The sequence below is a fragment of the Trebonia sp. genome (assembly GCF_030042015.1).
In the GTDB taxonomy this organism is placed as follows: domain Bacteria; phylum Actinomycetota; class Actinomycetes; order Streptosporangiales; family Streptosporangiaceae; genus Trebonia.
Genome location: NZ_JASIAL010000524.1, coordinates 1 through 14,186 on the forward strand (window position 1 = coordinate 1; position 14,186 = coordinate 14,186).

The 14,186-nt window shown below is 72.7% G+C and carries 10 protein-coding genes; 4 read left to right on the forward strand and 6 right to left on the reverse strand.

The window, feature by feature from the left end; genetic code table 11:
• Positions 1-3,484, reverse strand: a 3,484-nt coding sequence (locus Q1N79_RS27935) for a DEAD/DEAH box helicase (protein WP_300614044.1), incomplete at its 3' end; no start/stop codon positions are given.
• Positions 3,485-3,542: 58 nt separating this feature from the next.
• On the opposite strand from Q1N79_RS27935, the gene bluB reads away from it, so the two are divergent.
• Together bluB and Q1N79_RS27945 are read left to right on the forward strand one after the other, a co-directional pair.
• Positions 3,543-5,282, forward strand: coding sequence for a 5,6-dimethylbenzimidazole synthase (bluB, locus tag Q1N79_RS27940; RefSeq protein WP_300614045.1), 1,740 nt, complete (start codon positions 3,543-3,545; stop codon positions 5,280-5,282).
• A gap of 89 nt (positions 5,283-5,371) precedes the next feature.
• Entirely contained in the window at positions 5,372-6,283 is a 912-nt protein-coding gene (locus Q1N79_RS27945; protein WP_300614046.1) for a CmcJ/NvfI family oxidoreductase, read from the forward strand.
• On the opposite strand, the gene Q1N79_RS27950 is transcribed toward Q1N79_RS27945, so the two are convergent.
• Positions 6,217-7,611, reverse strand: coding sequence for an MFS transporter (locus tag Q1N79_RS27950; RefSeq protein ID WP_300614047.1), 1,395 nt, complete (start codon positions 7,609-7,611; stop codon positions 6,217-6,219). The two genes, Q1N79_RS27945 and Q1N79_RS27950, sit on opposite strands and share 67 nt — an antisense overlap.
• A gap of 120 nt (positions 7,612-7,731) precedes the next feature.
• Here Q1N79_RS27950 and Q1N79_RS27955 point away from each other — a divergent pair, with 120 nt between their 5' ends.
• A complete protein-coding gene (locus Q1N79_RS27955; RefSeq protein ID WP_300614048.1) occupies positions 7,732-9,042 on the forward strand; it encodes a S41 family peptidase in 1,311 nt (436 codons plus the stop codon).
• Here the strand turns inward: Q1N79_RS27955 and Q1N79_RS27960 are convergent.
• On the reverse strand, positions 9,032-9,526 hold the full coding sequence (locus tag Q1N79_RS27960) for a carboxymuconolactone decarboxylase family protein (protein ID WP_300614049.1): 495 nt from the start codon (positions 9,524-9,526) through the stop codon (positions 9,032-9,034). The genes Q1N79_RS27955 and Q1N79_RS27960 overlap by 11 nt on opposite strands.
• 162 nt (positions 9,527-9,688) lie before the next feature.
• Here Q1N79_RS27960 and sigJ point away from each other — a divergent pair, with 162 nt between their 5' ends.
• Positions 9,689-10,615 (forward strand): RNA polymerase sigma factor SigJ, encoded by a 927-nt coding sequence (gene sigJ, locus Q1N79_RS27965; protein ID WP_300614050.1) that lies wholly within the window; start codon positions 9,689-9,691, stop codon positions 10,613-10,615.
• A gap of 8 nt (positions 10,616-10,623) precedes the next feature.
• Here the strand turns inward: sigJ and Q1N79_RS27970 are convergent, their stop codons facing one another.
• From Q1N79_RS27970 to Q1N79_RS27980, 3 genes are all read right to left on the reverse strand, one after another.
• On the reverse strand, positions 10,624-11,745 hold the full coding sequence (locus tag Q1N79_RS27970; protein ID WP_300614051.1) for a site-2 protease family protein: 1,122 nt from the start codon (positions 11,743-11,745) through the stop codon (positions 10,624-10,626).
• Between the two features lie 87 nt (positions 11,746-11,832).
• Positions 11,833-13,161: an NAD(P)/FAD-dependent oxidoreductase gene (locus Q1N79_RS27975; RefSeq protein ID WP_300614052.1), complete on the reverse strand. Its 1,329-nt coding sequence runs from the start codon at positions 13,159-13,161 to the stop codon at positions 11,833-11,835.
• Between the two features lie 99 nt (positions 13,162-13,260).
• Positions 13,261-14,169: a tyrosine-type recombinase/integrase gene (locus tag Q1N79_RS27980; RefSeq protein WP_300614053.1), complete on the reverse strand. Its 909-nt coding sequence runs from the start codon at positions 14,167-14,169 to the stop codon at positions 13,261-13,263.
• Positions 14,170-14,186 lie beyond the last annotated feature (17 nt).

Genomic DNA, 14,186 nt, shown 5'->3' on the forward strand with positions numbered 1-14,186 from the left:
TCGGCCCCGGCCCTGGGCCGGCCGGCATCCGGTCGCCGCGCGCGGCGCGCAGCAGCCACGGCAGGTCCTCCCTGACCGTGAGCGTGATCGGCGTCGCCCGCGACGGACTCAGCCCCCGGCCGCGCGGCACGTCCTCGGCGGCGGCGTCCGCCCGCGGCGACAGCCGCCCCCAGGCGACCTCGCCGGACAGGCACAGCCGGTCAAGCCACTCCCGCTGATACCCGGTCACGCGGGCCGCGAGCACCGGCTTCTCCCATGCGCCCGCGGCCAGCTCGAACCCCTGCAGCTGCTCAACGACGGCCAGCACCCCGTGGCTGCCCTCCACGCGAGTGCCGTCGGCGACGTGCTGCCAGCGCAGCAGGAAGCGCATGAAGTCCCGCGGCGTGACCGGCTCGATCTCGCGGCGCCTGCGCTCGCGGGTGTAGGCGTGGATGCGGGCAAGCAGCCGGCGGGCACAGAATTCCTCCGGCCCGGCGGGGGCGCCCGGATCGCTGAACCGCCCGCGGAGCGCGAACCCCTCCGCTTCCAGTTGCAGCAGCGCCATCTCCACGTCTTTCGACGCCAGCCCGGTCGCCGCGGCGAGATCGGGGACCGTGGCCGGCCCGAGCACGTCCAGGTGCCCGCGCACGATCTCGGCCGCGACCTCGGGCTCGGGGACCGGCCCGGTTACGAGCGCGCGCCGCTCGGCCGCGCACCAGAACGCGCCGTCGCGCGCGGCGGCCACCCGGCCGGCCGCCGCCAGCTCGCCGTAGAAGCCCGCCCATGCCTGGACCGGCCGCATCAGGTACAGCGTGAGCAGCAGGTCGTGCAGCTCGTCGGCGTCCCGGGGCGCCGGCCGCACCTCCTCCCGGACGCGGGCGATCGCGTCGGGATCAAGCCGCGCCAGGTCGCGGGCCTCGACCGGCAGGCCCCTGGGCACCCGGACGTTGCGGCTGCGCCTGTTCTCGAACTCGCCGTCGTCCAGGTAGGTGAACGGCGCGCCGTTCAGGATCTGGTGCGCCAGCACGGAAGGCTCGGTGGTGTCCCTGACCAGGACCGTGACCTGGCCTGTCTCGATCCCGGCCACCAGCGACCGCAGCCCGTCGATGTCCATCGCCTCGTGCAGGCAGTCCGCCAGCGTCTGGCGCACGAGCACCTGGTCGGGGATCTCAAGCGGACCGGGCGCCACGTTCTCCTGGCAGGCGGCCAGCACGGGGAACACCGCCGCCATCAGGTCGTCGGATTCCATCCGCTGGATCGCCGGCGGGTTCTTCCGCCCGCCCCGCATCCGCAGCACGGTCAGCGACGTGTTCAGGTTCCACCGCCAGCGGGACTGGAACAGCGGCGCGGTCAGCACCGCCTGCCGCACCACCTGCTCCACCGACGCGGAGGCCAGGAACCTGGGCACCCGCTCGAGCGGGAAGCTGTGCTGCGGCCCGAGCGACAGCAGGATCGCGTCGTCGCTTGCCGAGGCCTCGAGCTCGAAGTCGAACGTCACGCAGAACCGCTTGCGCAGGGCCAGCCCGAACGCCCGGTTGAGCCGCGCTCCGAACGGCGCGTGCCCGACCAGCTGCATGCCGCCGGCCTCGTCGAAGAACCGCTCAAGGATGATCGTGTCCATGGTCGGCAGCGCGCCGAGCGCGGCGAGCGCCGCGTGCAGGTAGCTCACGATCGTGGCCGCCGCGGGTGCGCCGAGCCCGCACTCGGCGCGCAGCCAGCCGGCCGCCTCCGCGGACGACCTGGCCGCGACCGCTTCCCGCAGCGCGCAGACTTCCTCGGACAGCTCCCTGGTCCGCCCGGGCGCCTCCCCCCGCCAGAACGGCACGGACGGCGGGGCGCCGTTCGCGTCGACCACCCGGACCACCCCTGGCTCCACCCGGCGGATCCGCCACGAGTGGGTGCCGAGCAGGAAGATGTCGCCGGGCGAGCTCTCCGTCGCCCAGTCCTCGCTGACCGTGCCGAGGGCGGTCTCGTCCGGTTCGGCCACGACGCGGAAGTCGCCGAGCTCGGGGATCGCCCCGCCTGAGGTCAGCGCGGCAAGGCGCGCGCCGCGGCGCGCTTTCAGCACGCCGTTCACCTGGTCCCTGTGCAGGTAGTACGCCCGCCGCCCGCGCCCGGTCCTGATCCCCTCGGCCAGCATCTGCACCACGTCGTCGAAGTCCTGCCGGGACAGCCCGGCATACGGTGCCGCCTGCCGCACCAGCTCGTAGAGCTCATCGGCGGACCAGGGCGCCGCCGCGCATTCGGCCACCAGGTGCTGCGCGAGGATGTCGAGCGGCGCCTGCGGGATCACGATCGCGTCCAGCCGGCCGGCTCTTACCCCGCGCAGCAGCGCGGCGCATTCCACCAGCTCGTCCCTCGTGGTGGGGTAGAGCCGGCCCGCCGGGGTCCCGGTCCTCGTGTGGTTGGAGCGCCCCACCCGCTGCAGGAACGTGGCGAAGCTGCGCGGCGATCCGAGCTGGCACACCAGCTCGACCGGCCCGATGTCGATGCCGAGCTCGAGCGACGCCGTCGCGACGAGCGCGCGCAGGTCGCCGGAGCGCAGCCGCCGCTCGACCCGCTGCCGCCGCTCCCGTGACAGCGACCCGTGGTGCGCGGCCACGTCCGCGCCGAGCGCGTCCTGGTGCCCGGAGTCGGCGCCGAGCCGCTGGCCAAGCTCGTGCGCCACCCGCTCGGCCATCCGCCGGGTGTTGACGAACACCAGCGTGGTCCTGTGCTCGCGCACGTGCGCGGCGATCAGGTCAAGGATCTGCGCCAGCTGGCTGGCGCTCGGCACCGCGCCGAGCTCGTCGTCGGGCAGTTCCAGCGCGAGGTCAAGCTCCCGCCGATGGCCGGTGTCGACGACCGCGCACTGCTGGCCGGCGCCCACAAGCAGCCGGGCGATCGCGTCGATGGGGCGCTGCGTCGCCGACAGCCCCACCCGCTGCACGGGCCGCTGCGCGACGTGCGCCACCCGCTCAAGCGTCAGCGCGAGGTGCGACCCGCGCTTGTTCCCGGCGACGGCGTGGATCTCGTCCACGATGATCGTCGCGACGTTGCGCAGCATCCCGCGGCCCCGCTCGGCGGTGACCAGGAGGTACAGGGACTCCGGGGTGGTGATGAGCAAGTCCGGCGGCCGCTTCAGCATCGCGGCGCGCTCGGCCGCCGCGGTGTCCCCTGTGCGCACCGCGACCCGGATGTCCGGCGCCGTCAGCCCCATCCCCGCGGCCACCGCGGCGATCTCCCGCAGCGGCGCCTCCAGGTTCTGCTGGATGTCGACAGCAAGCGCCTTCAGCGGCGACACGTACACCACCGAGGGGCCGCTGCCCGCCGCCCGCTCCCGGTACAGCCGGTCGATGCACACCAGGAACGCGGCCAGCGTCTTACCGGACCCGGTCGGCGCGGCGATCAGCGTGTGACCGCCGCCCGCGATCGTCCGCCACCCGGCCGCCTGCGGCTCGGTGGGACCCTCAGGGAAGCGCCGTTCGAACCAGGCGCGCACCGCCGGATGGAACGACTCCAGCATTGCCCCACCGTATCTCGCGCCGCCGACATTCCGGTCCGCCGCGGCTAGGCTTCCGGCTATGACCTGGCCCCGTCCCGTGCCCCTTGTCGGCGACCCCACGTCGGCGGCCGACCGGTCGGCGGCGCCCGCAGGGTGGGCGTTCGACCAGGCCACGGTCACCGCCGTGCACAGCGTTCTTGCCGCCCGCCGCGACGTCAGACGGTACCGGCCCGACCCCGTGCCGCCCGAGCTCCTGCGCCAGGTCCTCACCGCGGGCCACCAGGCGCCATCGGTCGGGCACTCGCAGCCCTGGCGGTTCATCGTCGTCACCGGGCAGGCGGCACGCGACCGGGCCGCGCTGCTGGCGGACAGGGAAAGGCTGCGCCAGGCGGAGCTGCTCACGGCCGAACGCCGCGCGATGCTGCTTGACCTCCAGCTCGACGGCATCAGGGAGGCGCCGGTCGGCGTCGTGGTCGCGTGCGACCGGCGCACCCCGCCTGCGGGGGTGCTCGGGCGGGCGAGCTTCGCCGACGCCGACATGTGGAGCTGCGCGTGCGCGGTGCAGAACATGTGGCTGGCCGCGCGCGCGGCCGGGCTCGGGCTCGGCTGGGTCACGCTTTTCCAGCCTGCCGACCTTGCCGGGCTGCTGCAGCTGCCGGACGGTGTCGCGACCCTGGGCTGGCTGTGCCTCGGCTGGCCCGATGAGCGTCCGCCAGGTCCCGGACTCGAACGGCGCGGCTGGTCACACCGGCTGCCGCTCGATGACGTGATCATGGCCGAGCGGTGGCCGTCCGCGGACGAACCGGCCCGGCCCGTGTCGCATCTGGCGGGGCCGGATCCGCAGGCCGTCGTGGCGGGCCGCGACACCGGCGACGACCTGCTGACCGTGCCTGACTCGCTCGGCGTCCTCGACGCCACGGTCAACCGCGTGCTGGCACTGCGCCCGGTGCCGCCGGCGGGCGGGACGCTCTTCGTCGCGGCAGCCGACCACCCTGTCGCCAGGCACGGCGTCTCCGCCTACCAGCCGTCGGTCACCGCCGATGTCTTCTCCGCCACGCTGCGGGGCGTCTCGCTTGGCGCCGCGATCGCGCGGCAGGCCGGGCTTGCGGTAGAGGCCAGGTACGCCAGCCTTGCCGCGGCAGGCGGCGACCTCGTCGACACCGACGCGATGACGGTCGCGGACGCCCGCGCGCTCGCCGAAGACGGAAGGGCGATCGGGCGCCGCCTTTCTGACCGCGGCCTGATCTGCCTCGGTGAGGTCGGCATCGGGAACACGACGGTCGCCGCGGCGCTGAGCTGCGTGCTGCTCGACCTGCAGCCGGACGGCGCGGTCGGCCTGGGCGCCGGCGCCGACGCCGCGATGGTACGGCGCAAGCAGCAGGTAGTCGGCCAGGCCGTCGCGCGAGCCCGCCGCACCCATGGCAAGCGGCTCGCCGACCCGTGGGTGCTCGTGTCGAGCCTGGGCGGGCCGGAGGTCGCGCTGCTCGCTGGGGTCACGCTCGGGGCGGCCGAGCGCCGCGTTCCCGTCGTGCTCGACGGACTGCTCACGTCGGTCGCGGCGCTGCTCGCGGTGCGCGCGGAGCCGGCCGTGCAGGCCGTGCTCGTGGCCGGCCAGCGCAGTCGTGAGCGTGCCCACCAGGCGGTCCTGACCGATCTCGGCCTCGAGCCGCTGCTGCAGCTGCGGCTGCGGTCAGGAGAGGGCGTCGGCGCCTGCCTGGCGGCGCAACTGCTGCTTACCGCCCTGCGCGCGCGGCGCGCCACCGCCCGCGTCGCCGCAGGATCTGCCCGGGAATCACGGCCAGGGAAAAAACGCGGCTAGCCGGCTGGCCCGGTTCGACGCCGGCCGTGGACATCGCGCTCTGCGCGCTCTTCACTAGAACTCGCAGGCCAACCGGAGGAGAGGCGGCGATGGGGATGATCACCAGCCCGGCGGGCATCCGAGAAGTCACGGGCGAGCTCAGCTATCTGGCACCCGAGTCCACCGTGCTGCGCCGGTTCACCGCGCCGGGGGAGAGCGTCAACACCGGGACATACCGCACGTATGAGGTGCGGATCCGCGACGGCCGCCCCGTCCGTGACCAGTTCACGCTCGACCGCAACGGCTTCGCGATCGTCGGGCACACCTCGGCGGTGGCGGACTTCACCGACCGGGAGGAGGTGGACCGTGTCTACCCAGGCGAGGTGGCCGAGTTCGTGCAGTCCCAGACGGGGGCCGACCGCGTGGCGCCGCTTGGCTGGGTGCTGCGCCGCTCCGCCGACCCCGGCGCGAACGCCTCACAGCCGCAGGCTGCCCTGGTCCACTGCGACTTCTCCGTCACCGGGGCGCGCGGGCGCGCCGAGGCCGCCTACGCTGCCCGCTTCCCCGACGGGCACGGCTTTCGCCGGGCGCTCCTCACCAGCGTGTGGCGCGTCTTCAGCCCTCCGCCGCAGGACTGGCCGCTGGCCCTGTGCGACTTCACGAGCGTCGCGCCCGGCGAAGGGCTAGCCAACCGCCTGTACTTCGTGGACAAGATCCCCGCCGACCTGTACGCGGAGATGCCACCGGACGCCCCGGGCACCAGCGGCTTCGAGTTCCACCACAATCCCGCCCACCGGTGGTGGTATTTCCCCGACATGACCCGCGACGAGGTCCTCTTCTTCACGTTCAACGACTCCGACCACTCGCGGGCCTGGCGCGTTCCGCACAGCGCATTCCGCGACACAACCGCGCAGGCGACCCAGCCGCGGCACAGCATCGAATTCCGCACGATCGCCTACTTCGAAGAGCCGTCGTCCGCGGCCGCGGCTGAGGGGGACTCGGGGACGGCCTGGGCTGGCTGAGCGCCGGCGAGATCGGTCAGCGTCGCGTCCAGGTGCGGCGGGGTGTGCACCCGGGAGGCGATGGCGGCCGCGACCAGGCACGCCGCGGCGCCGGTCAGCAGGGCGGCCCGCGCCCCGGCGGCCGAGATGATCGCCCCGGTGATGATGCTGCCGACCGGGGTGGTCCCGATGTAGACGTACACCCACAGCGCCATGATCCGTCCGCGGTAGGCCGGCGACGAGTGCAGCTGCAGCGTGGTTGAGCACAGTGTCACGAACGAGAAGGCAGCCGCGCCGGTCACCAGCAGCGTCAGGCAGGCGAGCGCGACATCCGGCGCCCCGGCGGTCGCGGCAAGGAAGAGCCCGAACGCCAGCGCGGTGACCACGAGGTACTGCCGGCGCGGATGACCGATGAGGCCGACGCCGAGCGAGCCGAGGACCGAGCCGATGCTGAGCATGGTGGACAACAGCCCGTAGGTCCCGCCGTTGCCGTGGAACGTGTGGCTCGCCAGCACGGGCAAGATGACAGGGAAGTTGAAGGCCAGCAGCCCGACCAGCGCCATCATGACGAGCGGCAGCCACAGCTGCTGGCGGCTGGCCGCGTACCGCAGGCCCTCGCGGACGCCGCTTGCCGCGTGCCGCCGCTGCGCGCCGGACCGCAGCGGGCGCAGCAGCACCAGCGCGGCGATGACGGCCAGGTACGACAGCGCGTTGACCGCGAAACACGGAGTCGTGCCGATCGTGAGGATCAGTACGCCGGCGAGAGCGGGACCGACCACCCGGGCGCTGTTCATGACGACGCCGTTGAGGCTGACCGCGCTGGACAGGTCCTGCGGCAGCACCAGGGAACCGACGAATGCCTGCCGGGCGGGGGAGTCGGCGATCTGCACGACACCGCCGGCCACGCTGATCGCGACGATCGCCGCGACGGACGCCTTCCCGGCGGCCGCCAGCACCCAGAGCAGGCCGGCCAGCACACCGTAGGCCGTCTGGGTGCCGATCAGCAGCCTTCGCAGGTTGACCCGGTCGGCGACCGTGCCGCCCCACGGGCCGAACAGCAGCGACGGCACGCCGCCCACGGCCAGCACCAGGCCCAGTTCCGCCGGTGAGCCGGTGAGCCGCAGGACCAGCCAGCCGATGGCGGTCTGCTGCACGAAAGTTCCGCTGGCCGAGGCGACCTGACCCGCGAAGTAGAGCCGGAACGGCCGCGAGCGCAGCGCGCGGAACGTCCCCCGCCTGCCGGCAGTCCGAACATGATCGCCTGGTGCCGTCTCGGCCCGCGTGCCTTGCTCCGCGGGCTGCGCGCTTTCGTCGGCGACGTCGGGCGCGGCCTCGGGTACGACTCTCAAACCCTCGCGGTCCACAGCGCTCCCCCGTCACTGTTGGCGATCAAACCCACAATCCTAGTGTCCGGCTTTGCGCCGCGGAACCTATGGGATGGGGCCTGCCGTTGACCAAGCGTGGAGCAAGTGGCACGCGTTGTTGGCCGTAGGGTCAGCGAACTGTTTCCAGACGGCGCGGTGGTGCGCGCCGAGCTGCTGCGCGATAGCAGCGATCCGGGCCAGCTGCTGGTCCGGGTGTTCATCCCGGCGACGGAAGACCTGGCTGCCTGGGCTGCCGCGCACCGGGAGCCGATGGAAGAGCTGCGCACCGAGCTGTCGCTGCGGCTGCCGTCGGCCAGGCTGCTTGAGTTCACCTCCGACGCGCCAGGCGCTGCCGTGATCAGCGTGCCGGATGACGGCTCGCTGGCCGCCGAGCAGCTGACCAGCCGGGATATCGTGGCGAAGGCGCTGGCTTTGCTGCGCGAGAACTACGTGTTCCCCGAGCTGGCCGGGCAGGTCGCGACCGCCGTCGAGACGCGGCTGGCGGCCGGCGAATACGACAACCTGGACGAGATCACGCTCACCGAGCTGCTCACCAGTCACCTGCAGGAGGCCAGCGGCGATAAGCACCTGCGGGTCCGGCTCGGAGGAGGCCCCGGCCCGGGGCGCCGCGGTCCAGGCCGCCGCGCGGGCGACCCGGACGGCGCCGATGCGGCTGAGCGCGCGGGCGGCAAGGCAGCCGACCGGGCGGCCAGGCGGCTGAAGATGCGGCAGATAGGACAGCTGGACAACTTCGGCATCCACCGCGTCGAACGCCTGGACGGCAACATCGGCTACCTCGACCTGCGCCGGGTGCCGATGCCGGAAAACGCCGGCCAGGCGATCGCCGCGGCGATGGAGCTGGTCTGCGGGACTTACGCGCTGATCATCGATCTGCGGCGCAACGGCGGCGGGTCACCCCATGGGGTGGCGTTCTGGTGCAGCTACCTCCTGCCGGAGGAACCCATCCACCTCAACGACATCTTCCATGCCGACACCGGGGAGACCGCGCAGTTCTGGTCGTTGCCGTACCTGCCGGGCAGCCGCTACCTGGACCGCCCGGTCTACGTGCTGACGAGCAGTCATACGTTCTCCGGGGGCGAAGACTTCGGTTACACACTGCAGGCACTGGGCCGCGCGGAAGTGATCGGCGAGACGACCGGCGGTGGCGCCCACCCCACGCGGCCCTTTCCGATCAGCGCCGCCGTGCACATCGCCATCCCGTTCGCGCGCTCGATCAACCCGATCACCGGCACGAACTGGCAGGGCACCGGCGTGATCCCGGACACCGCGGTGCCCGCGGATGAGGCCTACCGTGTCGCATACGCCAAGGCGCTGCGGCACGTCGCGGAACTCGGCGACGTCCCGCCCCGCATCGCCGACGAGGCGCGCGAAGCGCTTGCCGCCCTCAATGACTGATCACGGGGCGCTGGCTCCACTGGCCGGGCTGGTAGTCACCGGCCGGCTGGCGGGTGATGACGTTCAGCCGGTTCCAGGCGTTGATCTCGGCGATAAGCGACACTAGCGCGGCGAGCTGGTCATCGTCGTAGTGCTTGGCGGCGTTCGCCCAGGCCTCATCGGTGACGCCAGTGGCGGCGTCGGCGATGCGGGTACCCTGCTCGGTGAGTTCCAGGGCGGCCCGCTCGGCCTCGGTGAAGACCGTCGCCTCCCGCCACACCGCGACCAGGTTGAGCCGCAGCTGGGTTTCCCCGGCATGCGCGGCGTCCTTGGCGTGCATGTCGGTGCAGACGGCGCAGCCGTTGATCTGGCTGGCCCGGAGCTTCACCAGCTCCTGCGTGGCGGCCGGCAGGGCCGAATCGGTCACCACCTTGGCCGCCGAGACCAGGTGCCTGACGAATCTGGTCACGACGGTGTTGCCGGGCAGGTTGAGACGCGGTTCCATGGTGGTCTTTCCTCTCCTGGCGGTTGCGGGTTGCGGTGCATCACGGTAAATGCGACGACGCAACCCCCCGGAATGTCAGGCGGCGGGCCGGCCTCACACTCCGGCGCGCTGTCTCGTCTACCTCGTAAGGACAGCGGCGAACCAGTGGAGGCCAACGGCGCCATGAGCACCCAAGCCGAGCCGGGAGGCGGCAGGCCAGATCCGGGCCTGAGCACGGTCATGAGCGAGCGGCGCCGGCTCATCAATCTGGCCTACCGGCTGCTGGGCTCCCTGGCCGAGGCCGAGGATGCGGTGCAGGAAACCTACGCACGCTGGTATGCGATGTCACGGCAGCAGCAGGACGCCATCGCATCCCCCGGCGGCTGGCTGACGACGGTCACCAGCCGCATCTGCCTGGACCTGCTCGGCTCGGCCAGGGCCCGGCGGGAGCGCTACGTCGGCGAATGGATCCCGGAGCCGCTGCCAGAACCAGCGGAGTGGCCAGGCGGCACCACGGCCGACCCGGCCGACCGGGTGACCCTCGACGAGTCGGTCAGCATGGCCTTCCTCGTCGTGCTCGAATCGATGACCCCTGCCGAGCGGGTGGCGTTCATCCTGCACGACGTCTTCCGCTACTCCTTCGCCGAGGTGGCCGAGATCACCGGCCGCACGCCGGCGGCGTGCCGGCAGCTGGCCTCCTCAGCCCGCCGCCGCATCCCCGCCTCCCCGGTCCCGCCGGCCCCGGCCGCCCGGCGGTCCGGCATTGTCAGGGACTTCAGGCAGGCGTGGGAAGCCAGGGACATCGGTGCTCTTATCGGCCTCCTAGACCCCGGTGCCACGATGACCGCCGACGGCGGCGGCCTCGTCAGCGCGCAGCTGCGCCCCATCGAGGGCGCCGAACAGATCGGGCGCTACCTGGTCGGTCTGGTCAGCGGGGCAGCCGGCACCGTGACGTTCCTTGAGCGCACGGTCAACGGCCAGCCCGGCCTAGTGGCCCAGCAAGACGGCGTCACCGTGACGGTGTTCGCATTCGGACTCGCAGGCGACCGGATCACCCACATCTGGGCAGTACGCAACCCCCGCAAGCTCCGGCCCTGGACGACCGGCTGACGCGGGGTTTACCGGGCGCGGAAGCCCTGTCCCAGGGCGCGGCTGATGTCCGCCGGGGACACGATCCCGGCCAGGTGGCCGTCCTGCAGCACCAGTGTCCGGCGCTCCGAGCATTCGTTGAGCCTGGACAGGACGTCGGCGACCGGCTCATCCGGAGTGGCCTGGGCGACGTCAGATAGTGGGCACGCCGCATCGCGCAGCGAAGTCTGTGCGCGCTCCCCCGCGGGCACCCGGTTGGCGCGGTGCACGGTAATCAGGCCCACTGTCTGGCCGTCGTCCACCACCGGGAAGGCGGAGTGCCTGTGCCACGGCAGGTAGTCGTTCAGGAACTGCGCCACCGTAGCCGACGCCGGCACGGTGGCCGGGTTGGCGGTCATGATCTCCCGCACGGCCACGGTGCGCAACCGGGACTGCAGCACCGCCTGCTGGTTTTCGGCGGTGGCCGCGCTGATCAGGAACCAGCCGAGCAGGACGAACCAGAGCCAGCTGTAATCGCGTTGGACCAGGACCAGATAGAAGCCCGCCACGACCAGGACCCAGCCGAACACCTGCCCGGACCTGGCGGACCAGCTCGCGGCCTTGATCTTGTCCTTGCTGATACTCCACAGCACTGCCTGCAGCAGCCGGCCGCCGTCCAGCGGTGCGGCCGGGATCACATTGAACACCGCGAGCACGATGTTGATGCCGCCGAGCCAGGCCAGCGCCGCCACTACCACACCGCGGGCGCCGGCTGCCACCGCCAGCCAGGTCACCAGCAAGAACAGCCCGCCGAGCAGCAGGCTCGCCAGCGGCCCGGCCCCGGCGACGCGCAGCTCGGCTCCCGGGTCGGGAAACTCACCCTCCAGCCTGGACACCCCGCCGAGCAGCCACAGCGTGATGTCCTCGACCTTGACCCCGTTACGCCGGGCCACCAGCGAATGCGACAGCTCATGGACGAGCAGCGATCCCATGTAGACGACGGCGGTCACCAGGCCGGCCGCCACGTATTCCGCCTCTGGCCGGTGCGGGACCTCGGCGGGGAACTGCCCGACCGCCAGCCCGTAGGCCAGCAGGGCCACGATGGCCAGCACGCTCCAGTTCACGCCGATCCGGATGCCACTGATCTGGCCCAGGCTGAAGGTAGGTCGCACCGCGTGCCTCCCGGCGGTTAGGTCACCTCCATGATCCCGCGGTAGCGCTGCCTTGCTGCGGCGGGCGGTCGTCAGCCGTGCGGCGTGTCAGAGTCCGTATGCCTTGAGGAGTTCGAGCCAGAACTCGCTGACGGTGGGGAAGGCCGGAACCGCGTGCCATAGCTGGTCGAGGGGGACCTGAGCCGTGACGGCGAGGCCGACAAGTGTAGGGCCGAGGAGGGTACGGCGGTCTTCGTCCACGACTGCCTTCACCCGGCCCGTGTAGCCGTCCGCCTGGAGGGCAGCGCCCTCGACCGCTGCCATGTCGTATTCCACGGTGCGGACGGGGAAGCCTTCCGCACGGGCCCTTGACTCGGTGCGCCCGGCCGCGCAGACCTGCGGGTCGGTGAATATCGCCTGCGGCGCCCCGAGGTCGTCGGCGGTGTCGCGGAGCGCCAGCCCATCCTCGGGCAGGCCCTTGGCATGGGCGGCGATCACGTCGGCACACACCCGGGCCTGGTACTTGCCCATGTGGGTGAGCAGGTTGCGCCCGTTGGCGTCGCCGACGGCGTAAAGCCAGCCGCCGGGCACGCCGGTCGCGCGCATACTCGAATCCACCTGCAGCGGGCCCCGCGGCACCGGCCCGCCGGATTCCGGGGTGACCGTCCCGAGGCCGATATCGCCCACGTTCGCCCGGCGGCCGGCGGCGACCAGGACCTCATCAGCCTCGATCCGCGAGCCGTCTTCGGCGTGGACGGTGACCGGGCCGCCCGCGACCGGACGCCCGACAAGCCTGGCCAGGCGGCCCAGGCGCACGTCGATGCCGGACTCCCTGAACGACTTCGCCACGAGCTCGCCGGCGAACGGCTCGTGCCGGGGCAGCAGGCGGTCGCTGTCCGTGAGCACGGTCGTCTGCTCGGCGCCCAGGGCGTGCAGCGCCTGCGACATCTCGCAGCCGACCGGCCCCCCGCCGAGCACGACCAGCCGTTTCGGCACCAGTTGCACGTCGGTCGCCTCGCGGTTCGTCCACGGACGCGCCTCGCGCAGCCCGGGCACGTCAGGGATCCACGGGTCGCTGCCGGTCGCGACGACCACGGCGTGCCGGGCGGTCAGCGCCCGGACGTCGCCGTCGGGTGCCGCCACCTCGACCCGCAGCCGGCCGGCCAGGTGGCCCTGACCCCGGAAAAACGTCGCAGGGAAGCTCTGGATCGTCCGCACCTGGGGGCCGTCGTCCTGATGATCGACGAACCTGTCGCGGCGCTCCAGCACCGGCACCGGATCGATGGGCCCGCGCAGTTCCAGCCCCGGCATCCTGGTCACTTCCGCTGCCAGCTCCATGGGCCACAGCAGCGCCGTGCTCGGGACGCACCCGTAATGCTGGCACTCGCCCCCTGCCAGGCGTCGTTCCACCACGGCCGCCGTCAGCCCGTTCCGCACCGTTCGCCGCCTGGGCCGCCGGCACCGCGATGACCCGCGGCGTCGTCCTCGGCGCCGCGCTCGCGGCCGCGCCTGCGGGCAAGGGACGGCGCGCCGGGCTCAAGGTCCGGCCCCGGGACCTGTCCTTCGCCCGCGCCGTCCGCGGCAGGTCGCGTGCTCCAGCCCGGCACGGCGGCGGGCGCCGGCCAGGACCTCATCCAGCCCCTCCGCCGACAGCGGCAGCCCGCGCCGCGGTCCCTTCAGCACCACGAACACCCGGTCCGTGCGCGCCGCCGCGGGCCGCTCCTCATACAGGTAGGCGCCCAGCGCGCCGAAGAAACGGTTCGCCGCCGGGACGACCCGGTGATGACCGCCCTTGCCCTCCACGATCACCAGCCGCCGGTCAGCGACCTCGACGTCGCAGAACCGCAGCCCCAGCACCTCGCAGCGGCGCAGCCCGGCCAGCAGCATCGCCAGCAGCATGGCCCGGTCCCGGTGCGTGCGCAGCGCGGAGACCAGCCCGTCCGCCTCGGCCGGCGCCAAGATCCGCGGCAGCGTGCGCGGCACCCGCACCAGCGGCGCGGTCCGCGACCGCCGCGACCCGCCCTGCCGCCGCGTCAGCAGGCCGCGCGGCACCGGGTTCGCCTGCACCGGCGTGTCGCCCCGGGCGACCAGGTACGCATACAGCCCCGACACCGACGACAGGCGGCGCGCGATCGTCCGCGCCGACAGCCCCGACTCCCGGTCCGCCAGCCGCACCACCGTCCGGTCCCCCCGCTGGCCGGCCAGGAACTCGAACACATCCGCCGCGGCAACCTCCAGCGGACCCTTTCCTATCACCGTGAAGAACGTCTTCAGGTCGAAGGCCACCGCCCGCAGGGTATTCGGCCGGCAGCGGCCGAGCAATGCTTGAAACCTGTGGATCTGCCGGGAAGGGCGCGAGCGAAGGAGGGTGTACCTTCCCGGTGACCGAGTCGTAGAGGTCTCAAGCAATGGCCGGCGCTGGAACGCCGGGCCGGGAAGGTACACCCATGCTCACAGTAGTC